Below are 20,138 nucleotides of genomic sequence, written 5' to 3'. Positions count from 1 at the left end.
CTCCATAGCAACCCGCACGAGGCCCGTCGACGACCTGTCGGCGGGCCTCTCGCGCGTCCTGCGGCGAAGGTACGTCCTGCGTTCATGCGTCGTTCACCGCAGACGGTCCGGGACACGCTCTCGGTGGCCTACGTTCCTCGCGACACCTTCGAACCCCGTCGCGAAATGAGCCCCGTCTGTGAGCACGACCCTGCGCTCCTCCCTGCCCGAGCTGGAGGAGGACGAGCCACGCGACCTGTGGATCGACGAGTCCGGCTCCGACCGGGCCTTCGTCCTCGGCTCGCGCGCGATCGCCGCGACCGTCCTGGCGATCACCGCCGGCATCGGCCTGTTCCTGGCCTTCTCGGCCGTCCCGACCTTCGGCCGCTACGGCTTCGGCTTCCTGACCGAGACGCAGTGGCAGCCCGAGGCCGACATCCTGGGCATCGGCGCGGTGCTGGTCGGCACGTTCACGATCGCCGCGGTCGCGCTGATGTTCGCGTTCCCGCTGTCGCTCCTGACGGCCCTGTACATCGCGGAGTACGCCCCGGCGCGCATCAAGGCGACGCTGGTCTCGCTCGTCGACCTGATGGCCGCCGTGCCGAGCATCATCTACGGGCTCTGGGGCTTCACGCTGATCCAGCCGCACGCCAGCGCCTTCGCGCTGTGGCTGCACCAGCACCTCGGGTTCATCCCGTTCTTCCGGGTCGACGCCGATCCGAACGCCGCGGTGTGGGAGCAGACCCGGTACACCGCATCGGCGTTCGTCGCCGGCATCGCGGTGGCCATGATGGTCATCCCGATGGCCTGCGCCGTCATGCAGCAGGTGTTCTCGCAGGCCCCTCCCGGTGAGCGCGAGGCGGCCTTCGCGCTCGGCGCGACCCACTGGGGCGTCGTGCGCACCGTCGTCCTGCCGTTCGGCAAGGGCGGCATCATCGGCGGCACGATGCTGGGCCTCGGCCGGGCGCTGGGCGAGACCATCGCGGTCGTCCTGATCATCTCGCCGTCGTTCGACCTCAAGATCAAGCCGCTCGAGGTCGGCACCAACTCGATCTCGGCGCTGATCGCCGGGCGCTTCGGCGAGGCGACGTCGCTGCAGCTGCAGGCGCTGCTGACCGCCGGCTTCGTGCTGTTCCTGATCACGCTCGGCATCAACACGCTGGCCGCCATGGTGGTCGCGCGCAGCCGGTCCGGACAGGGGGCCGACGCCTGATGAGCATCGACCTCGACCCCCGCCCAGCCCTGGCGCCGGAGCCCTCGTCGGCCCCCGCAGCCCGCACCTCGGTGCGCACCGAGCCGTCGTCGACGGACTCGGTCCCCGTGCACGCCCGGCGCACCCTCAGCCGCTCGACCGCCGAGCAGCGCTTCGAGCTCGTCGGCTGCTGGGTCGCGGCCCTCGCGCTGTCGTGGCTGATCTGCGGACGGCTCATGCCGTGGGACGGGCCGCTGGTGTTCGTCGCCGTCACGATCGTGCTCGGCATCGTGCTGCTGGCCGTGATCACGGCGATCGACGCCGGCCGGCCCGAGGTCGTCGACCGGATCGTCACGACCGTCATCACGCTGGCCGCGGGGCTGGTCGGCCTGGCGCTCGTGTCGACGGTGCTGTTCATCTTCGCCAAGGGCTACAAGCCGCTGCTGCACCTCAACACGTTCTTCGACGACATGGCCGGCGTCGGCCCGCGCGACCCGCTCGACCGGGGCGGCGTGGCGCACGCGATCGTCGGCTCGCTGATCGAGGTCGGCATCGCGATCGTCGTCGCGATCCCACTGGGCATCGGCACCGCGATCTACATGACCGAGATCGGTGGACGGTTCGCCAGGATCGTCCGCACGATCGTCGAGGCCATGACGGCCCTGCCGTCGATCGTGGCCGGCCTGTTCATCTACACGACGCTGATCGTCGGCCTCGGTGTCCCGCGCTCGGGCCTGGCCGCCGCGATGGCGCTCGGCGTCATGATGCTGCCGATCATCGCCCGGGCGTCCGACGTCGTGCTGCGGGTCGTGCCGGGCAACCTGCGCGAGGCGAGCCTCGCGCTGGGCGCCTCGCGCTGGCGGACCGTGTGGCACATCGTCCTGCCGACGGCCCGTCCGGGCCTGGCGACGGCCGTGATCCTCGGCGTCGCCCGCGGCATCGGCGAGACCTCACCCGTCCTGCTGACGTCGGGCGCCGCGTCGTTCATGGTCACCAACCCGACCGAGGGCGTCATGAACTCCCTGCCCCTGTTCATCTTCTCGACCGTCCGCAGCGGCGAGCCCATCTACATCGAGCGGGCCTACGGGGCCGCCGCGATCCTGCTCGCCATCGTCCTCGTCCTGTTCGTCACCGCTCGTCTGCTGGCCCGTCCCCGAAAGGGATCCCGTTGAACACCCACCTGAACGTCCTCTCGCGCCGTCCGTCGTCACGGCGCGCCAAGGCGGCACTCGCCGGCCTCGTGGCCGTGCTCTCGTCGTCCCTCATGATCGTGACGGCCAATCCGGCCCAGGCCGCCTACTCGCAGATCGAGGGCTCGGGGTCGACGTGGTCGCAGGGCATCGTCGCCCAGTGGATCTCCGACGTCGACGCCAACGGCATGAAGATCACCTACAACGGCGCCGGGTCGTCGCAGGGCCGCAAGGACTTCGCGTCGAACGTCACCGACTTCGGCATCACCGAGATCCCCTACCAGGGCAAGGACGAGTTCGGTGCCGTCGACACCGCCGGCAACCGCGAGTTCGCCTACATGCCGATCGTCGCCGGTGGCACCGCGTTCACGTACCAGGTGCAGGTGGGCGGCAAGCCCGTCAAGGACCTGCGCCTGTCGGGCGACACGATCGCCAAGATCTTCACCAACAAGATCACCAACTGGAACGACCCGGCCATCACGAAGGACAACAACGGCCGCAAGCTGCCCAGCCTCACGATCGTCCCGGTCGTCCGCTCGGACGGATCGGGCACCACCGCCCAGTTCACGGCGTGGCTCGACAAGCAGTTCCCGAGCATCTGGCAGCCCTACTTCGGCAAGACGGGCCTGACGTCGTACTACCCGAAGAAGTCGGGCAGCAAGATGATCGGCGCGGCGGGCTCCGACCAGGTCATGAACACGATCTCGAGCCGCTCCGGCAACGGGACGATCGGCTACGTCGAGTACTCGTACCCGGTCAACAAGAAGTACCCCGTGGTCAAGCTGCTCAACAAGGCCGGCTACTTCGTCGAGCCGACGCAGTACAACGTCGCGGTGGCGTTGACCAAGGCCAAGATCAACAACGACCCCAGCTCGCAGGCGTACCTGACGTCGATCCTCGACGGCGTCTACACCTCGACCGACCCGCGGGCGTACCCGCTGTCGTCGTACTCGTACATGCTGCTGCCGACCGGCGCGAAGGACCAGCGCATGACGACGTCGAAGCGCCAGACGCTGACCGACTTCATGTTCTACTCGCTGTGCCAGGGCCAGAGCAAGGCCGGGCCGTACGGCTACTCGCCGCTGCCGCTGAACCTGGTGCAGGCCGGCTTCGACCAGCTCAAGAAGCTGTCGGCGGCCGACCCGGCGGTCGACGTCAAGGACCGCGACGTCACCAAGTGCAACAACCCCACGTTCGTCGCCGGTGACCTGTCGAAGAACAAGCTCGCGCAGATCGCCCCGCAGCCGCCCGCGTGCGACAAGGTCGGCACCGGGCCCTGCGGCACCGTGACCGGCACGGCCCCGACGACGCCCGAGGCCGCCGCCAAGCCGGGTGCGGCTGCCTCGGCGGGCGGCACGCCGGTCGACGCGGCTCCCGCTGCCGGCGACGCACCCGCTGCGGTCGATCCCGAGACGGGGGTGGCGGCGCCGACGACCGAGACGGCCACGGGTGACACGTCCCAGGCGGCCGTCGCCGTGCCGACCGAGCTGGTCGCGGGCCGTGCCGGCGACACGAAGGTCTTCGGCGCCCTCGCGGCGCTGGAGCTGATCGCGATCATCCTCGCGCCCGGTGTGGGCGCGGTCTACTTCAAGCGTCGCGCGCGACGCAAGCAGGGAGCCTGGTCATGACGACCCTCATCCGCCCCCGCGAGATCGTCTCGCTGGTCCTCGGGCTCGTGCTGGTCGGCCTCATGGTCGCCTCGGGCGACGGGCGCGCGTCGGCCGACGGCGCCGACCAGGTCGCGCCGTTCAGCCAGACCAAGACCGTGACCCGCGAGTTCACCCAGGACGACGGGACCGTCGAGACCATCGACTCCCGTGAGTTCTCGGTGAAGGTCGACCACACGGCGAACCTCCGGGGGCGCGAGCGGGTCGGCATCTCGTGGACGGGCGCGCACCCGAGCGGTGGACGAGCCTCGGACCCCTACGGCGAGAACGGGCTCAAGCAGGAGTACCCCGTCGTCATCATGCAGTGCCGCGGCCAGGACGACCCGTCCCTGCCGAAGGCGCAGCAGCTCGACCCGACGACGTGCTGGACCTCGACGCGGCAGCAGCGGTCGCAGTCGGTGTCGGAGAGCGACGCCGTCTGGCGCCACGACCGGTACGCGGACGATGCGGCCCGGGCCCAGAAGACCGGTGCCGACCCGATCCCGGCCGACTGCAAGGACGTCGAGTCGTTCTCGACCCACCTGACACCGTTCGTGGCGGCGTCCGGCAAGACGTACACCGCGTGCAGCGCCGAGACGATGCCTCCCGAGGCCGCCGTCGGAGCGTCCTTCCCGCCCGCGGAGGTCTCCGCGTTCAGCGACCTGGACGGCAAGGGATCGGTCAACTACGAGATGCGGTCGGCGACCGAGAACGAGTCGCTGGGCTGCACCAGCAGCACCGCCTGCTCGATCGTCGTTATCCCGATCATGGGCCTGAGCTGCGTCGACGCCGACGTCGAGTGCCAGAAGACCGGCCGTTTCCGTCCCGGCGCCAGCAACTTCGCCTCGGAGGGCGTGGACGCCGCGGTCTCGCCGGTGTACTGGTGGTCCGAGTCGAACTGGCGCAACCGCGTCGTGGTGCCCGTGACGTTCGGCCTGCCGCCCGACGCGTGCGACGTCCTCGACAGCCGCGCACCGACGGCGGTCTACGGCTCCGAGCTGATGAGCCAGGCCTCGCTGCAGTGGGCCCCGGCCTACTGCCTCAACACGAAGCGCTTCAAGTTCCAGCACAACCGCCTGGGCGACGAGCCCGCGTTCGCACTGGTCGAGAACGGTGGAGCCCCCGCGGCGTTCGTGTCGGGGACGCGCGAGGCCGACTCCACCGAACGCATCGGCTACGCCCCGACGGCCGTCACCGGCTTCGCGATCGCGTTCATCGTCGACGAGCCCGACAACAAGGGGGAGCGCCGGACGCTCAACCTCACGCCCCGCCTGCTGGCCAAGCTGCTCAGCCAGTCGTACGCGGGCTCCACGCGCGGACAGCAGCACCCGGGGATGGAGAAGAACCCGCTGTCGATGAACCAGGACCCCGAGTTCCAGTCGCTGAACCCAGGGCTCGACTCGATCGCGCGGGAGGCCGCGGCCACGGTGCTGTCGCTGTCGGAGGACTCCGACGTCATCTCGAGCCTGACGTCCTACATCGCGGACGACCCGGACGCCAAGGCGTTCATCGCCGGCAAGCCCGATCCGTGGGGCATGGTCGTCAACCCGACCTACAAGAAGCTGAAGCTGCCGGTCAGCTCGTTCCCGCTGCTCGACACCTTCGTGCCGACCTCGGCGCAGGAGTGCGAGCAGCAGAACACGACCCCGTACCTGACCCAGGTGGCCGCTCCCGTCAACAGCATCTCCAAGATCGCGCAGGCCGTCCTCGACGGCTGGCCGAACGTGCAGACCAAGGCCGAGCGCTCCTCGTCCGGCGATCCCTGCAAGTTCGGGCGCATCGAGCGCCAGGGCGTCGGCACGCGCTTCATGCTCGGCATCGTGAGCCTCGGTGACGCCGAGCGCTACGGGCTGCACACCGCGTCGCTGCGCACCGGATCGGGTGCGGCCCGCACGTTCGTCGCACCGTCGGACGCGAGCATCTCGGCGGCCGTCAAGGTCGCCGAGCCCCAGGGCGTCCGCAAGGCGTTCGCCCTCTCGCAGTCGACGCTGCGCAAGACGCCCGGCGCCTACCCGGGGACCATGATCGTCTACACCGTCGCGAAGCTCCGGGGCATGGACAAGGCCGAGGCCAGGACGATCGCCTCGTTCATCCGCATCGCCACGACGGAGGGCCAGGTGCCCGGCTCGGGCAACGGCAGGCTTCCGGCGGGCTTCGTGCCCATCCGTGCGAAGGGTGTGACGGCTGCGCTCTACTCGCAGGCGCAGAAGGTCGCCTCGCTGATCGAGGCGCAGAAGGAGCCGGCCGCCACGCCGACGAAGGCTGCTCCGAAGACGTCGACGCCGGCCGGGAGCGGCTCGGCTCCCGCCGCCGGCGGCGAGGTGCCCGAGGTGCCCGAGGCCGCAGCGGCGACCCCGGCCGCGGCGGCGACGCCGACGACCGACGTCATCGCGACGGCGTCGAACAGCTCCCGCCCGGCCCAGTCGTTGCTGCCCGTGCTGTTGGCGCTGCTGCTGCTCGCGGGTCTCGGCGGACCCGGGACCCGTCTGGTCGCCGAGTGGAGGAGGCGCCGATGACCGCCGTGCTCGGCGGACGTCGCCGGTTCGCCCGCCCCGCCCAGATGTGGCCGCTCGTCAAGCAGGCGCCCCCGACCGCCGAGCCCGTCTCGGACGTCGTGTCGGTCGTCAGCACGTCGCTGACGGTGCTCGCGGTCGTCGTGGCCTGGTTCCTGGCGCAGCTCATGGTGCTCGGCGGCATCGAGCAGGGACGCGCGCAGGATCGCCTGTACGACGAGTTCCGCGGCCAGCTCGCGGCCGCGACCGCGCCGACGGGCGGCATCATCGCCCCGGGTGCGCCGGTCGCCGTGATGAGCATCCCGTCGCTGGGCTGGGAGCAGGTCGTCGCCGAGGGCACCTCGGCCGGCACGCTGCTCGACGGTCCCGGCCACCGCCGTGACACCGTCCTGCCCGGACAGGTCGGGGTGTCCCTGGTCTACGGCCGGTCGAGCACCTTCGGCCGGCCGTTCGCCCCGATCCTGTCGGACGCCGAGGGCGCGACGATGACGGTCGTGACCGGGCAGGGCACCGCCACCTACACGCTGGGCGCTGTCCGCCGAGCCGGCGACCCGATGCCGCCGGCACCCAGCGGCACGTCGTCGCGCATCACGATGGTCACGTCGGACGGAGCGTCGGCGCTGACGCCCGGCGACGTCGTCTACGTCGACGCCACGTCGACGGGGGAGACCTTCGCGGCGCCGCCGGGTCGGCTGAACGCCATCGCCCCCTCCGAGGTCGCGATGGCAGCCGACCGGAGCGTCATGCCGGCCCTGGCCCTGAGCCTCGGGACGCTGGCCCTCGTGACGGTCGGGGTGCTCGTGGCGCGGCGCCGGTTCGGCCTCGCGAGGACGTGGTTGATCGGCGCTCCGGTGATCCTCGCGCTGGCGTGGACGAGTGCCGACCTGACGACGTATCTGCTGCCGAATCTCCTGTAATCGCAGGGAGTCCAAGTGGCCCGCCAATGGACACCCGGCGTTCATCTCAAACGCCACGGAGCCCGCCGCGGCCCGTCTAGTTTGCTCGTGGGACAGCACCCCGGCTGCCCAGGACGTTCAAGAAAAGGACACACCGGAATGATTCGTCAGCGAGTCTCCCTGGCCGTGGCGGGCGCAGTCGTCGCCACCACAGCCCTGACCGCGGGAATGGCCACCTCGGCCAGCGCGGCACCCACGATCTACGACCCCAGCTTCACGCCGACCACCGGTGATCTCTCCGGTGCCGGGTCCGACACCACGGAGATCGCTCTCGACTACCTGACCAAGGGGCACAACGGCATCGAGGGATTCAACGCCGACAGGACCTCCGGTCGGATCGCCTCGTTCGCCGCCGGCACCGACCCGGCCACGGTGGTCCTGAAGGCCGGCGCGTCGCCCATCACGCGCCCCAACGGCTCCGGTGCCGGCAAGACGCTCCTGCGTCCGGCGACGAACAACGCCGACGTCGACTTCGCCCGCTCGTCGTCGGGCCTCAGCCCGGCCGAGATCACCGACGGCCTCCAGCAGTCGGCGTTCGCGGTCGACGGGCTGAAGCTCGCCGTCTCGTCGTCGGCGACCAACGCCCCGGCCAGCATCTCGGACGCCGACCTGGTCAAGATCTACCAGGGCACCATCACGACGTGGGGACAGACGACCGGCTACGCGGGCTCCGCCCCGTCCGCCACGATCAAGCCCCTGATCCCGCAGTCGGGCTCCGGCACGCGCTCGTTCTTCGAGGCGCAGCTCAAGTCGCGCAACGGCGGCGTCAGCGTGACGCTGGGCGCCAACGTCACGCCCACGCAGGAGCACAGCGACGTCGACATCAAGGACAACCCGAACGCGATCGCCCCGTTCTCGACGGGACGCGCCAAGACGGCCTCGACGATCAAGACGATCGGCGGCTTCTCGGCCCAACGCGCGCTCTACAACGTCGTGCGCACCGCCGACCTGAGCGGCGCGAAGGGCACGCTGATCCAGTCGGTCTTCGGACCGAACGGCTTCGTGTGCAGCCCCGCCGCCAAGCCGCTGATCGAGGCCGCCGGCTTCGACCAGCTCGCCAGCGTCGGCTCCGCCGGCGGTGCCTGCGGCACCTTCGGCCAGACCGACGTCACGAACTTCACGACCAGCAACTCGGTCGCGCAGTCCACCACGACGACGCTCTCGGCCGCCGCCCAGAACGGCAAGTCGGTCAAGCTGACGGCCGCCGTCAGCGCCGCCTCGGGCCTGCCCAACGGCAAGGTCGTGTTCTCCGAGAACGGTGCCAAGATCGGCACGGGCCAGGTCATCGGCGGTTCGGCCACACTGACGCTGACCAACGTCGCGCTGGGTGCCCACACCTACACCGCGACGTACAACCCGACCAACGCGGCGACCTTCACCGCGTCGCAGTCCGGCAGCGCGGCCACGACGGTCCTCAAGACCTCGGCCGTCAGCGTCGGCTCCGCCGGCGCGATCTTCGGTCGCGGCGCCTCGGTCCCGATCAGCGTCACGTCGGACGGTGCGCCCGCCGGAGGCTCGGTCACGGTCAACGCCGGTGGCGTCGTCTCCACGGTCGGCCTGTCGGGCGGCTCCGCCTCCGTCACGATGCCCGCAGCGGCTGCGGCCGGTCTGTACGCGGTCACGGTGACCTACAACGGCGACGGCTCCACGTCGCCGTCCTCGGCCGCGGGCTCGCTGTCGATCTCGAAGGCCTCGTCGGCCGCCTCGCTGAAGCTCAGCAAGAAGAGCATCAAGGCCAGCAAGAAGGTCAAGGCCACCGTCACGGTCAAGATCGCCGGCTCGGCCCTCAAGGCCGGCGGCAAGGTGACCCTGAAGGCCGGCAGCAAGACCGTCGGCAAGGGCACGGTCAAGAACGGCAAGGCCACGATCACGCTGAAGAAGCTCAAGAAGGGCTCCTACAAGATCAAGGCCACCTTCGCCGGTGACGCGAACGTCAACGGTTCGTCGACCAAGGCCGTCAAGCTGAAGGTCACGAAGTAGGCACCGTGCACCACGCTGCGCCGCACCACGTCGCCGGCTCCGCGTCCCCTCGGACGCGGAGCCGGCTCCGCACGTCCCGCACCACCCCTCCACCATCGCGCCGCACCACCCAGAAGGGCCACCACCATGACCGTGATCACTGACGAGGGCCACACCCGCGACGACGCCACGCAGGTCGTCCCCGCCGTCGCGTCGACGGGCGGCCTCGCCGAGATCCGGGCCGACGCCGTGTCCGCCTGGTTCGGCACCCACAAGGTGCTCGACCGCGTCTCGCTGACGATGCCGGCAGGCAGGGTGACGTCGCTGATCGGACCGTCCGGCTGCGGCAAGTCGACGTTCCTGCGCATCCTCAACCGCATGCACGAGCTGATCCCGTCGGCGTCGCTCGCCGGCGAGGTGCTCCTCGACGGGCAGGACATCTACGACCCGTCGCGCAAGCTCACCGACGCCCGCCGCTCGATCGGCATGGTGTTCCAGAAGCCCAACCCGTTCCCGGCGATGTCGATCGAGGAGAACGTGCTGGCCGGCCTCAAGCTCACCGGCACCCGCATCGACAAGGACGCCCGCGAGGAGCTCGTCGAGTCGTGCCTGACCAAGGGCGGCCTCTGGAAGGAGGTCAAGGACCGCCTCGACGCGCCCGGCGGCGGGCTGTCGGGCGGCCAGCAGCAGCGTCTGTGCATCGCCCGCTCGCTCGCGATCAAGCCGCGCGTCCTGCTGATGGACGAGCCGTGCTCGGCCCTCGACCCGACGTCGACCCGCGTCATCGAGGAGACGATGCTCGAGCTCGCGCAGGAGGTCACGATCGTGATCGTGACGCACAACATGCAGCAGGCTGCACGCGTGTCGTCGCAGTGCGCGTTCTTCCTCGCCGCCCAGGGCACACCGGGCGTCATCGTCGAGCACGGCGACACCGAGGCGATGTTCGGCAGCCCGCAGGACCCGCGCACGTCCGACTACGTCAACGGCCGGTTTGGCTGAGCGAGGCACGACGGCCGAGGATGGGGGCGTGGCTGATCAGGTGCGTCGCGGCTTCGGCGTGGGCGAGGCGCTGCTGATCGCCGTCGCCCTGTGCGTCATGGTCGCGATCGGGATGGCGGCGGCGTCGGCCTTCACGGCCGAGCCGCCCGTCGACGCGGCCGGCGTCCCGGCGGCCACCGACACGGCCACCGCGGCGCCCGAGCCGCTCCAGCCCGTCGTGCCCGAGGCCGCCGCGATCACCCCGCCGTCCAGCGGCTCGCAGGTCTCGGGCGACTGGGTGAGCGCGACGTCGCAGCGCACCGGCATCGGTGAGGTCGCGGTGCGGGCGTACGGCTCCGCAGCGCTGCGCCTGGCGTCGGAGCAGCCGGCCTGCCGGCTCGGCTGGACGACGCTGGCCGGCATCGGCGGGGTCGAGTCGCTGCACGGCACCGACGGCGGGGCCTACCTGCTGACCGACGGGCGCACGTCCCAGCCGATCGTCGGCCCGGCGCTCGACGGCACCGACGGTAACGCGGCGATCCGGGCCACCCCCGAGACGACCGAGTGGCACGGCGACCCCACGTGGGACCACGCGGTCGGGCCGATGCAGTTCATCCCGTCGACGTGGGAGCGCTGGGCGTCGGACGGCGACGGTGACGGCGTCACCGATCCGTCCGACATCGCCGACGCGGCGTATGCCGCCGGGCGGTACCTGTGCGCGTCGGGCGGCGACCTGACGACCGCGCAGGGCTGGACGGCAGCGATCTTCTCGTACAACCACTCGGACGACTACGTGCGCACCGTGCTGGCGTACGCCAACGCGTACGCCAGCTGAGCGCCGACCGGGACGTCATCACGAGCGTGGGCGATCCGCCGCAACCGTGATGACGTCCGCGGGACGACGGTCAGTGCGCGTAGGTGCCGTGGACGATTGCGCGGCCGAGGGTCTTGAACGCCAGGTTGAAGCTCACGACGGCGGGGGAGGCCGAGGCGTCGACGCCCAGGGTCTCCTCGCCGACCGCGTGCACGACGAAGTAGTAGCGGTGCACCTGGTCGCCCTGCGGGGGAGCGGCGCCCGTGAAGTCGAGGCTGCCGCCGTCGTTGCGGACGTGGAAGGCCGCGCCGGGCAGCGAGTCGTCCGACGCTCCCGCACCGGTCGCCAGCTCGGTGACGTCGGCCGGGATGTCGACGGCCACCCAGTGCCAGAAGCCCGACGGCGTGGGGGCGTCGGGGTCGAAGCACGTCACGACGAACGACTTGGTGCCCTCGGGCGCACCGCTCCACGACAGCTGCGGCGAGGTGTTGCCCTGGTCGGCGACCTGGTCGTCCTTCAGCGGCTGGCCGTCGGTGACGTCCTCGCTGGTGACGGTGAAGCTCGCCACGGAGGGCAGCAGCTCGTACGGATCGGGTGTGACGGGTCGGTCGAGGCTCATGACATCTACGCTAGCCCGGTGGCCCAGATCGTACGACTCGACGACCTCGACGACCCGCGGCTGCGCGACTACACCGATCTGCGCGACGTGCAGCTGCGCCTGCGCCTCGAGTCCGAGCGCGGGCTGTTCCTCGCCGAGGGCGAGAAGGTCGTGCGCCGCGCGGTCGAGTCGGGTCACCGACCTCGCTCGTTCCTGATGTCACCGCGGTGGCTCGACGGGCTCGCCGACGTCCTCGACGCGTCCGACGCACCGTGCTTCGTCCTCGACGACGCCTCGATCGAGCGCCTCACGGGCTTCCACGTGCATCGCGGCTCGCTGGCGGCCCTCGAACGTCCCGACCTGCCGTCACCCCGCGAGGTGCTCGACGCCGCCCGTCGCGTCGTGGTGGTCGAGGACCTGGCCGACCACACCAACGTCGGGGCGATCTTCCGCAGCGTGGCGGCACTCGGGTTCGACGCGGTGCTGCTCTCCCCGCGGTGCGCCGATCCGCTGTACCGTCGCGCGATCAAGGTGTCGATGGGCTCGGTGTTCTGGCTGCCGTACGCCCGGGTGGACGACTGGTACTCCGCACCCGACCTGCTGCGCGAGGCGGGCTACACGACGTACGCGATGACCCTGGCCGACGACTCGGTCCCGATCGACGAGGTGCCCCGCGACGTCGAGCGGCTCGCGGTGATCGTCGGCTCAGAGGGCCACGGGCTGTCGTCGCACTGGGAGGAGCAGGCCGACCACCGCGTCACGATCCCGATGGCGGCCGACATCGACTCGCTCAACGTCGCGTCGTCGGTCGCCGTGACGTGCTGGGAGCTCAGGCGTCGCTGACGTCGCCGGTCGCGTGATGGGCCAGCGGGTGCTCGGTCAGCTGCGAGGCCTGCGCGAGGACGGCGTTGAGGTAGGCCGCCGTCTGGTCGCGGTCGGGCGCCGGCGGCACGGGGTGGGCGCACTCGTCGCGCTCGGCCAGCAGGCGCTCGAGCACGACGCGGTCGTCGCCGCCGACCCGCTCGGCCACGACCAGCAGCTCGATGAGCTCGGCGCCGTCGACACGGCGCATGAGCTCGTCGGCGCCGAGCCCGGCCCGTCGCCCGGACGTGCGCAGGATCGCGAAGTCGTCGTCGGCGAGGTGGGCGAACGCCAGCGCCGCGAGGCTGTTCCAGGCCGACACGATCGCGGGACGGGTCAGGTCGTGCTGCAGGCACACCCGCGCGGTCTCGAACTCGGCGATCGACGTCTGCAGCAGGCGGCTGATGTGGCTGACGACGGCGCGCCGCTGCCGCGCGGTCGCCGCGACGGGGGAGTCGGTGCTGTCGTCCGACAGCTCGCACAGCGCCGTGAACGTCGAGAGCACCGACGGGACGTCCTCGGGCCGGACGTCGCCGACCTGCGCGATGACCCGGGCGCGCGCGTCGTCGTCGGCTGCGTCGAGCAACGGCCCGTAGGCCGTGCGCAGGGCCTCGGCCAGCACGCTGGAGCGGTCGTCGGACTCGCGGTACCCGACCCACACCGACGTCGGCACGCCGGCCGCGGTGACGAACTCGAGCGACTCGAGCAGCTCGCGGACGCAGTCGGCGTCGTCCTGCGGGATGCCGTTGGCGACGAGGTGCCGGGCCGTGACGGTCGAGGGCATCGTGCCGCGCTCGACGAGCCGCAGGACGCGGCGGACGTCACGGGCGTCGCGGACGTACGGCATGCCGGACATAGACGCTCCTCGATCTGGTCGGTGTGGACTCACGCTAGCGCCCGGACGGCTCATCCGGCGCGCAACGACACGGATCGGGAGGGGTGGGTGGGCGAGGTCTACTCGTCGTCCTCGTCGAGCAGGATCGTGACGGGCCAGTCGTCGGGGTAGCCGTCGGCCAGCTCGGCGTGCTGCTTGTAGAGCTTCTTGCGGGCCCGCTCGGGGACGCGGTCGCCGAACACCGTGCCGTGCAGGTGGTCGGTCTCGTGCTGCAGGCAGCGGGCCAGCAGGCCGGTGCCCTCGAACGCGACCGGCTCGCCGTTCTCGTCGAGGCCCGTCACGCGGGCGACGTCGGGGCGTGCGCAGCCCGTGAAGGCTCCCGGCAGCGACAGGCAGCCCTCGTCGGCGTCCTCGAGGTTGCGGTCGCGGCCCTCGGGCAGCACGAGCACGGGGTTGCACACGACGCCCGTGACCTGCACGTCGTCGTCGTCGGGGCAGTCGAACACGAACACCTTCAGGTCGACGCCGACCTGGTTGGCGGCCAGCCCGACACCGCGCGCGGCGTACATCGTGGCGACCATGTCGGCCACCAGCGTGCGCAGCTCGTCGTCGAACTGCGTGACGTCGGCGAGCTCGCGGTGCATGACGGGGGTGCCCCACCGGGTGATCGGCCGGACCGAGCCGCCGCCGGGCAGGGGGCGTGACTGGCTCGGGCTGGTCGAACGGGATGAATCGGCGCTGCTGGGCACGTTCGGCGCTCCTCGTGATCGGGTCGTCCCAAGGCTATCGACGGCGTCCGCGGCGCGCGCCCCTGGTCCCCGCATGTGAGGTCGGATACGATGCGTGACCGAAGCCGTAACTCTCAGTTACATTTGGTCCGGGGCGACACCACGTCGCACCGTCGTCGCAGCACCGCAGTCATCTAGGAGTCCTTGTGGCCACTCGTCGCGATCCCATGGGCATCGGCCTGGCGGTCCTCAACCGCATCGCCAGCTCGCCGACCATCGACAAGCTCAAACTTCGCAAGACCACCGAACGCGCCGTCTACGAGGGTGCCAAGGGCGGCTTCCGCGTCGCCGGCGCCACGACCCGCGCGTTCAAGCGCGTCAAGGGCGGCGGCAAGCCCGCCCGCCTCGCGCGCACGTCCGACAGCGGCGTGTTCGACCTCGAACCGACCGAGGACCAGCAGATGATCGTCGGCGTCGTCAAGGAGTTCGCCGCCGAGGTGCTGCGTCCCGCCGCGGGCGACGCCGAGTCGTCCGACGACACATCCAAGGAGGTGCTGGCCCAGACCAGCGACTTCGGCCTGACGCTGCTCAACATCCCCGAGAGCCTGGGCGGCCTGTCCGAGGACCGCTCGGCCGTCACGGGCGTCCTGGTCGCCGAGGCGCTCGCCGAGGGCGACATGGGCCAGGCCGTCGCGTGCCTGGCTCCCGCCGCCGTCGCGACCGCGATCTCGCTGTGGGGCTCCGACGCCCAGCAGCAGACGTACCTGCCCGCCTTCTCCGGCGACGACGTCCCGGCGTCCGCGCTGGCCGTCGCCGAGCCGCGCGCGCTGTTCGACCCCTTCGACCTGCGGACCACCGCCGTCCGCGCCGAGGGAGGCGGCCTGACGATCAACGGCGTCAAGTCGGCCGTCGTGCGGGGCCGCGAGGCCGAGCTCTTCGTGGTCGCGGTCGACCTCGAGGGCAGCGGCCCGACCCTGGTGCTCGTGGAGTCGAGCACCCCGGGGGTCACCATCGAAGCCGATCCGAGCATGGGTCTGCGGGCGGCCGGTCTCAGCCGGCTCGTCCTGGACGACGTCCAGGTGCCCGCGGACGCCGTGCTCGGTGAGGGTGCCGCGGACGACTACCGCGAGTGCATCCGCCTGTCGCGTCTGGCCTGGGCCGGTCTGGCCCTGGGCACGGGGCGCGCCGTGCTCGACTACGTGTCGGAGTACGTCAAGACCCGCACGGCCTTCGGCGAGCCGATCGCCCACCGCCAGGCCGTCGCGTTCATGGTCGCCAACATCGCGATCGAGCTCGAGGGCATGCGGCTCGTGACGTTGAAGGCCGCCTCGCGGGCCGAGCAGGGCCTCGACTTCTCCCGTGAGGTCGCGCTCGCGCGGCGCCTGGCGTCGGAGTACGGCATGAAGATCGGCACCGACGGCGTCCAGCTGCTCGGTGGTCACGGCTTCGTCAAGGAGCACCCGGTGGAGCGGTGGTATCGCGACCTGCGAGCCGTCGGCCTGATGGAAGGAGCAGTCCTCGTCTGAGGGCGGACACACCATGATCAATCTCGAGACCCCCCGCAAGTTCCGCCCGTTCATCAAGCAGGCCCACCAGGTCGCCGACGAGTTCCTGCGCGCGAACTCGCGCAAGTACGACCTCGCCGAGCACGCCTACCCCAAGGAGCTCGACCTGCTCGCCTCGCTCGTCGACGGCATGGGCGACTCCGGCCAGGGGCAGGGGGCCGGCGCAGCCGGCGTCCGCCGCGACGAGGACGACGGCGCCAAGGCCGGCAAGGTCAGGAACGGCACCAACATGTCGTCGGTGCTGTCGATCATCGAGATGTGCTGGGCCGACGTGGGCCTGCTGCTCTCGATGCCCCGCCAGGGCCTCGGCAACTCGGCGATCGCCTCGGTCGCCAACGACGAGCAGCTCGAGCGCTTCAAGGGCACGTGGGCCGCGATGGCCATCACCGAGCCCGGCACGGGCTCCGACTCGGCCAACATCGTCACGACGGCGGTCAAGGACGGCGACGCCTACGTCCTGAACGGCGAGAAGATCTACGTGACGTCCGGCGAGCGTGCCGACTCCGTCGTCGTGTGGGCGACGCTCGACAAGAAGCTCGGTCGTGCCGCGATCAAGTCGTTCCTGGTGCCCAAGAGCCTGCCGGGCATCCGGGTCGAGCGGCTCGAGCACAAGCTCGGCATCCGCGCGTCCGACACCGCGGTCATCGTCCTCGACAACTGCCGGGTGCCCGCCGAGAACCTGCTGGGCAACCCCGAGATCGACACCAAGCAGGGCTTCGCCGGCGCGATGGCGACGTTCGACAACACGCGTCCGCTCGTGGCCGGCATGGCCGTCGGCTGCGCCCGCGCGGCGCTCGAGGACACCCGTGAGCTGCTCGAGGAGGCCGGGGTCGAGATCGACTACGACCGTCCCGCGCAGACCCAGTCGTACGCCGCCGCGACGTTCATCGCGATGGAGGCCGACTGGGAGGCGGCGCTGCTGCTGACGCTCGAGGCCGCGTGGCTGGCCGACAACCGCAAGCCCAACTCGATGGAGGCCTCGATGGCCAAGGCCAAGGCGGGGCGCGTCGGCAACGACATCACGCTGCGCTGCGTCGAGCTGGCGGGCACCCTGGGCTACAGCGAGAACGAGCTGATCGAGAAGTGGTCGCGCGACTCCAAGATCCTCGACATCTTCGAGGGCACGCAGCAGATCCAGCAGCTCATCGTGGCCCGTCGCCTGCTGAACCTCAGCTCGTCCGAGCTGCGCTAGGCCCTGCGAGCGAGACACGTTCTCTGCCTGGCATCCCCTCTCGCACGAGGGGGTGCCCGGTCGTTCTATAGGGTTCAGCCATGACGAATGAACTCCCCGCCGGCCTGGACGTCGACGTCGAGCTGACCCGCTTCGTCCGTCGTGTGCGCAAGCGCACGCTGCGACACCTCGTCGACATCCACCCCAAGCTCGACTACGGCAACTTCACGTTCCTGCTCGCGATCGTCGACGCGCCCGACGGCATCCGCGGGTCCGAGCTCGCGGAGGACCTCGGGGTGCACAAGTCGACCGCCAGCCGGTCGGTCGCGACGCTCGAGCGCCTCGGCCTGGTGTCGAGGGTCCCCGATCCCGACGACGGACGCGCCCAGCTGCTGGTCGCCGAGCCCGTCGCGGTCGAGCGGGTCGGCGCCTACCGGCGCATGAGCCACGAGCGGCTCGTGACGCTGATCGACGACTGGACGCCCGACGAGGTCGCCTCGTTCGCGCGCAGCCTGACCCGCCTCAACGACCGCGCCGAGCGCGACTTCTGAGCCGCCGACCGTGCGCATCCACCACCTCGCCCTGCACGACGCCTGGGCCGACGCGCGCGAAACGGGCGAGTACCGCGTGTCGACGCTGGGCCTCGACCTCGACGACGTCGGCTTCATCCACTGCTCGCAGCCCGAGCAGGTCGACGGCGTGCACGAGCGCTTCTACGGCGGGGTCACCGAGCCCGTCGTGCTGCTGACGATCGACACCGACCTGCTGACGTCCCCGTGGCAGCTCGACGACGTCCCGGGCCAGCCCCTGCCGTTCCCGCACGTGTACGGGCCGGTCAACCTCGACGCGGTCGTGTCGGCCGAGCCCTACGTCAGAGGCTCAGCATCGTCTTGACGGCCGTGCGCTCGTCCATCGCGCGGTACCCGTCGGCGACCTGGTCGAGCGGCACCGTCAGGTCGAACACGTCGCCGGGCGTCACGGTGCCGTCGAGCACGTCGGGCAGCAGCTCCTCGATGTAGGCGCGGACGGGTGCCACGCCGCCGGCCAGGCCGATGTTGCGGCCGAACATCTGGGGCACGTTGAGCACGACGTCGTGGGGCACGCCGACGTAGCCGATGCGGCCCCCGGGACGCGCCGAGAGCATGGCCTGCTTCATGCTGTCGGCCGTGCCGACGCACTCGAGCACGAAGTCGGCGCCGATGCCGTCGAGGATCTCGCGGACGGCGCCCGCGCCCTCCTTGCCGCGCTCGGCCACGATCTCGTCGGCCCCGAAGCCGCGGGCCAGCCGCTGGCGGTCCTCGTGGCGGGACATCGCGACGATGCGTCCGGCACCGAGCCGCTTGGCCGCCAGCACCGCGCTCAGGCCGACGGCGCCGTCGCCGACGACCGCGACGGTGCTGCCCGCCGTGACGCCCGCCGAGACCGCGGCGTGGTGGCCCGTCGGGAAGACGTCCGAGAGCGTCAGCAGCTGCGCGACCATGGCCTGGCTGGGCTGCGACGGGGTCGCGACGAGCGTCCCGTCGGCCCACGGCACGCGGACGACCTCGCCCTGGCCGCCGTCGACGGCGTGGCCCTGCTTGTCGGTGGTGCCCCAGAAGCCGCCGTTGGTGCACGACGTGTGGACGCCCCGCTCGCACAGCTGGCACGTGTTGTCGGAGAACGTGAAGGGGGCGATGACGAAGTCGCCGGGTGCGACGGTCGAGACCGACGCGCCGACCTGCTCGACGATGCCCACGAACTCGTGCCCGATGCGGGCGGGCTCGCCGACCGCGTTGATGCCGCGGTACGGCCAGAGGTCGGAGCCGCAGATGCACGCCGCGACGACCCGGACGACGGCATCGGTGTCGAGCTGCAGCTGGGGGGCCGCGACGTCGTCGAGGCGGATGTCGCGGGGGGCGTGGAGGACGGTGGCGCGCATGCGTCCAGTCTGTCAGGCCCGGGCTGCGACGGCGCGGTGGTGTGGAAGGATCGGGACCATGACTGACAAGCCTGAGATCGACTTCATCGAGGGGCCCGCGCCCACCGAGCTCACCATCACCGACCTGATCGTCGGCGACGGCCCCGAGGCCGTGCCCGGCGGACTCGTCGACGTCCACTACGTCGGTGTCGAGTTCGACACCGGCGAGCAGTTCGACGCCTCGTGGGACCGCGGCCAGTCCGCCAAGTTCCCGCTGCCGCAGCTCATCGCCGCCTGGCAGCAGGGCATCCCGGGCATGAAGGTCGGCGGACGTCGTCAGCTCGTGTGCCCGCCCGAGCTCGCGTACGGCCCCGCCGGCGGCGGACACCGCCTGTCGGGCAAGACCCTCGTCTTCGTGATCGACCTGCTCGGCGTCTGACCCCACGCCCTCGCGAGTGGCGCAGGACTGTTGCTTCCCGGTTCGGGAAGCAACCGTCTTGCGCCACTCGTGCGTCTACGACCTTCGGCCAGGCCGCGGTAGTCGCGCGGGGGATGTGCGGACCGCCGGCACCTGATGGGCTGGGCGCATGACGGTCGCACTGCTCGGAACCCTGGTCGTCCTGGCCCTCGTCGACAGCACGAGCTTCGGGACGCTCCTGATCCCGATCTGGCTGATGCTGGCTCCCGGACGTCTCCGTCCCGGACGCATCGTCGTGTTCCTGGCGACGGTCGCGGGCTTCTACCTCGTCCTCGGCCTGCTGCTGGTCGCCGGTGTCGCGAGGTTCTCCGACCAGATCGCCGACGCGCTCGACACCCGACCCGTGCAGGCCCCCAGCTCGTCGCCGGTCTCGCGCTGCTGGCCGCCGGCGTGTGGACGGGGTTCCGCAGGAAGCGCGAGCCGTCGGGACGCCTGGCGCAGTGGCGCGAGCGCGCGGTCGGCGACGAGGGCTCGACCCGCGGCCTGGTGGCGCTCGCCGTGACCGCGGCACTCATCGAGGCGGCGTCGATGGTGCCCTACCTCGCCGCGATCGGCCTCGTCGGGACCGCCGACCTGTCGTGGCCCGTGACCGCGGCGACGCTCGCGGCCTACTGCGTCGTGATGGTGCTGCCGGCGTTGCTGCTGCTGGCCGGACGCATGGCCGCGGCGCGTCGTCGAGCCGGTGCTGCGCAGGGTCGACGACTGGATGAGACGCAACGCGCAGGAGAACACGGCGTGGATCCTCGGCATCATCGGGTTCGTCGTCGCCTCGAACGCC

Annotated in this window: 18 protein-coding genes and 1 pseudogene; 15 read left to right on the top strand and 4 right to left on the bottom strand. The window is 71.1% G+C overall.

Translation table 11 applies throughout. The features are described 5' to 3' along the window. Positions 1–178: 178 nt before the first annotated feature. The 8 genes from pstC to IFT73_RS06325 all read left to right on the top strand — a co-directional run bounded on the left by pstC (position 179) and on the right by IFT73_RS06325 (position 11,248). Positions 179–1,192 (top strand): phosphate ABC transporter permease subunit PstC, encoded by a 1,014-nt coding sequence (pstC, locus tag IFT73_RS06360; RefSeq protein ID WP_371811171.1) that lies wholly within the window; start codon positions 179–181, stop codon positions 1,190–1,192. Next, the gene (pstA, locus tag IFT73_RS06355) at positions 1,192–2,343 is read left to right on the top strand and encodes a phosphate ABC transporter permease PstA (RefSeq protein ID WP_192166838.1); all 1,152 of its coding nucleotides are present in this window, start codon (positions 1,192–1,194) and stop codon (positions 2,341–2,343) included. The genes pstC and pstA overlap by 1 nt, the downstream gene beginning before the upstream one ends. Continuing rightward, entirely contained in the window at positions 2,340–3,989 is a 1,650-nt protein-coding gene (locus tag IFT73_RS06350; protein WP_244632850.1) for a substrate-binding domain-containing protein, read from the top strand. The genes pstA and IFT73_RS06350 overlap by 4 nt, the downstream gene beginning before the upstream one ends. After that, positions 3,986–6,523: a hypothetical protein gene (locus tag IFT73_RS06345; RefSeq protein WP_192166837.1), complete on the top strand. Its 2,538-nt coding sequence runs from the start codon at positions 3,986–3,988 to the stop codon at positions 6,521–6,523. The genes IFT73_RS06350 and IFT73_RS06345 overlap by 4 nt, the downstream gene beginning before the upstream one ends. Beyond that, positions 6,520–7,437: a sortase domain-bontaining protein gene (locus IFT73_RS06340; RefSeq protein ID WP_192166836.1), complete on the top strand. Its 918-nt coding sequence runs from the start codon at positions 6,520–6,522 to the stop codon at positions 7,435–7,437. Before IFT73_RS06345 ends, IFT73_RS06340 begins: the two co-directional genes overlap by 4 nt. Positions 7,438–7,575: 138 nt before the next feature. Continuing rightward, entirely contained in the window at positions 7,576–9,456 is a 1,881-nt protein-coding gene (locus tag IFT73_RS06335; RefSeq protein WP_192166835.1) for an Ig-like domain repeat protein, read from the top strand. 126 nt (positions 9,457–9,582) lie between these two features. Next, positions 9,583–10,434: a phosphate ABC transporter ATP-binding protein gene (locus IFT73_RS06330; protein WP_192166834.1), complete on the top strand. Its 852-nt coding sequence runs from the start codon at positions 9,583–9,585 to the stop codon at positions 10,432–10,434. 28 nt (positions 10,435–10,462) lie between these two features. Beyond that, positions 10,463–11,248 carry a lytic transglycosylase domain-containing protein gene (locus tag IFT73_RS06325; RefSeq protein ID WP_371811170.1) on the top strand — a complete coding sequence of 262 codons (786 nt, stop codon included), beginning with the start codon at positions 10,463–10,465 and terminating at the stop codon, positions 11,246–11,248. A 70-nt stretch (positions 11,249–11,318) separates the two neighbouring features. Here IFT73_RS06325 and IFT73_RS06320 read toward each other — a convergent pair whose 3' ends face one another. Then, complete coding sequence (locus tag IFT73_RS06320; RefSeq protein ID WP_192166833.1) at positions 11,319–11,846, bottom strand: YbhB/YbcL family Raf kinase inhibitor-like protein; 528 nt, start codon at positions 11,844–11,846, stop codon at positions 11,319–11,321. An 18-nt stretch (positions 11,847–11,864) separates the two neighbouring features. Between IFT73_RS06320 and IFT73_RS06315 the strand changes: the two genes are divergently transcribed. Next, complete coding sequence (locus tag IFT73_RS06315; protein WP_192166832.1) at positions 11,865–12,668, top strand: RNA methyltransferase; 804 nt, start codon at positions 11,865–11,867, stop codon at positions 12,666–12,668. On the opposite strand, the gene IFT73_RS06310 is transcribed toward IFT73_RS06315, so the two are convergent. Both IFT73_RS06310 and def read right to left on the bottom strand, forming a co-directional pair. Continuing rightward, positions 12,655–13,542, bottom strand: a complete 888-nt coding sequence (locus IFT73_RS06310) for a DUF5343 domain-containing protein (protein WP_192166831.1) — start codon at positions 13,540–13,542, stop codon at positions 12,655–12,657. The two genes, IFT73_RS06315 and IFT73_RS06310, sit on opposite strands and share 14 nt — an antisense overlap. 98 nt (positions 13,543–13,640) lie before the next feature. Continuing rightward, entirely contained in the window at positions 13,641–14,270 is a 630-nt protein-coding gene (gene def, locus IFT73_RS06305; RefSeq protein ID WP_082556181.1) for a peptide deformylase, read from the bottom strand. Between the two features lie 185 nt (positions 14,271–14,455). On the opposite strand from def, the gene IFT73_RS06300 reads away from it, so the two are divergent. The 4 genes from IFT73_RS06300 to IFT73_RS06285 all read left to right on the top strand — a co-directional run bounded on the left by IFT73_RS06300 (position 14,456) and on the right by IFT73_RS06285 (position 17,879). Next, positions 14,456–15,775 carry an acyl-CoA dehydrogenase family protein gene (locus IFT73_RS06300; RefSeq protein WP_371811169.1) on the top strand — a complete coding sequence of 440 codons (1,320 nt, stop codon included), beginning with the start codon at positions 14,456–14,458 and terminating at the stop codon, positions 15,773–15,775. Between the two features lie 13 nt (positions 15,776–15,788). Beyond that, complete coding sequence (locus tag IFT73_RS06295; RefSeq protein WP_056608909.1) at positions 15,789–17,006, top strand: acyl-CoA dehydrogenase family protein; 1,218 nt, start codon at positions 15,789–15,791, stop codon at positions 17,004–17,006. A gap of 80 nt (positions 17,007–17,086) precedes the next feature. Next, entirely contained in the window at positions 17,087–17,536 is a 450-nt protein-coding gene (locus tag IFT73_RS06290) for a MarR family winged helix-turn-helix transcriptional regulator (protein ID WP_056608907.1), read from the top strand. A gap of 10 nt (positions 17,537–17,546) precedes the next feature. Then, positions 17,547–17,879 (top strand): DUF952 domain-containing protein, encoded by a 333-nt coding sequence (locus tag IFT73_RS06285; protein WP_192166829.1) that lies wholly within the window; start codon positions 17,547–17,549, stop codon positions 17,877–17,879. On the opposite strand, the gene IFT73_RS06280 is transcribed toward IFT73_RS06285, so the two are convergent. Continuing rightward, the gene (locus tag IFT73_RS06280; protein WP_192166828.1) at positions 17,857–18,903 is read right to left on the bottom strand and encodes a zinc-dependent alcohol dehydrogenase family protein; all 1,047 of its coding nucleotides are present in this window, start codon (positions 18,901–18,903) and stop codon (positions 17,857–17,859) included. The genes IFT73_RS06285 and IFT73_RS06280 overlap by 23 nt on opposite strands. Positions 18,904–18,961: 58 nt before the next feature. Here IFT73_RS06280 and IFT73_RS06275 point away from each other — a divergent pair, with 58 nt between their 5' ends. Next, positions 18,962–19,321 carry an FKBP-type peptidyl-prolyl cis-trans isomerase gene (locus tag IFT73_RS06275; RefSeq protein WP_056608901.1) on the top strand — a complete coding sequence of 120 codons (360 nt, stop codon included), beginning with the start codon at positions 18,962–18,964 and terminating at the stop codon, positions 19,319–19,321. Between the two features lie 135 nt (positions 19,322–19,456). Next, positions 19,457–19,975, top strand: a pseudogene (locus IFT73_RS06270) (GAP family protein); the annotation flags it as partial. Positions 19,976–20,138 lie beyond the last annotated feature (163 nt).

This window comes from Aeromicrobium sp. CFBP 8757, assembly GCF_014841755.1.
Taxonomy (GTDB): Bacteria; Actinomycetota; Actinomycetes; order Propionibacteriales; family Nocardioidaceae; genus Aeromicrobium.
This window is presented reverse-complemented; position numbering and strand designations above follow the sequence as displayed.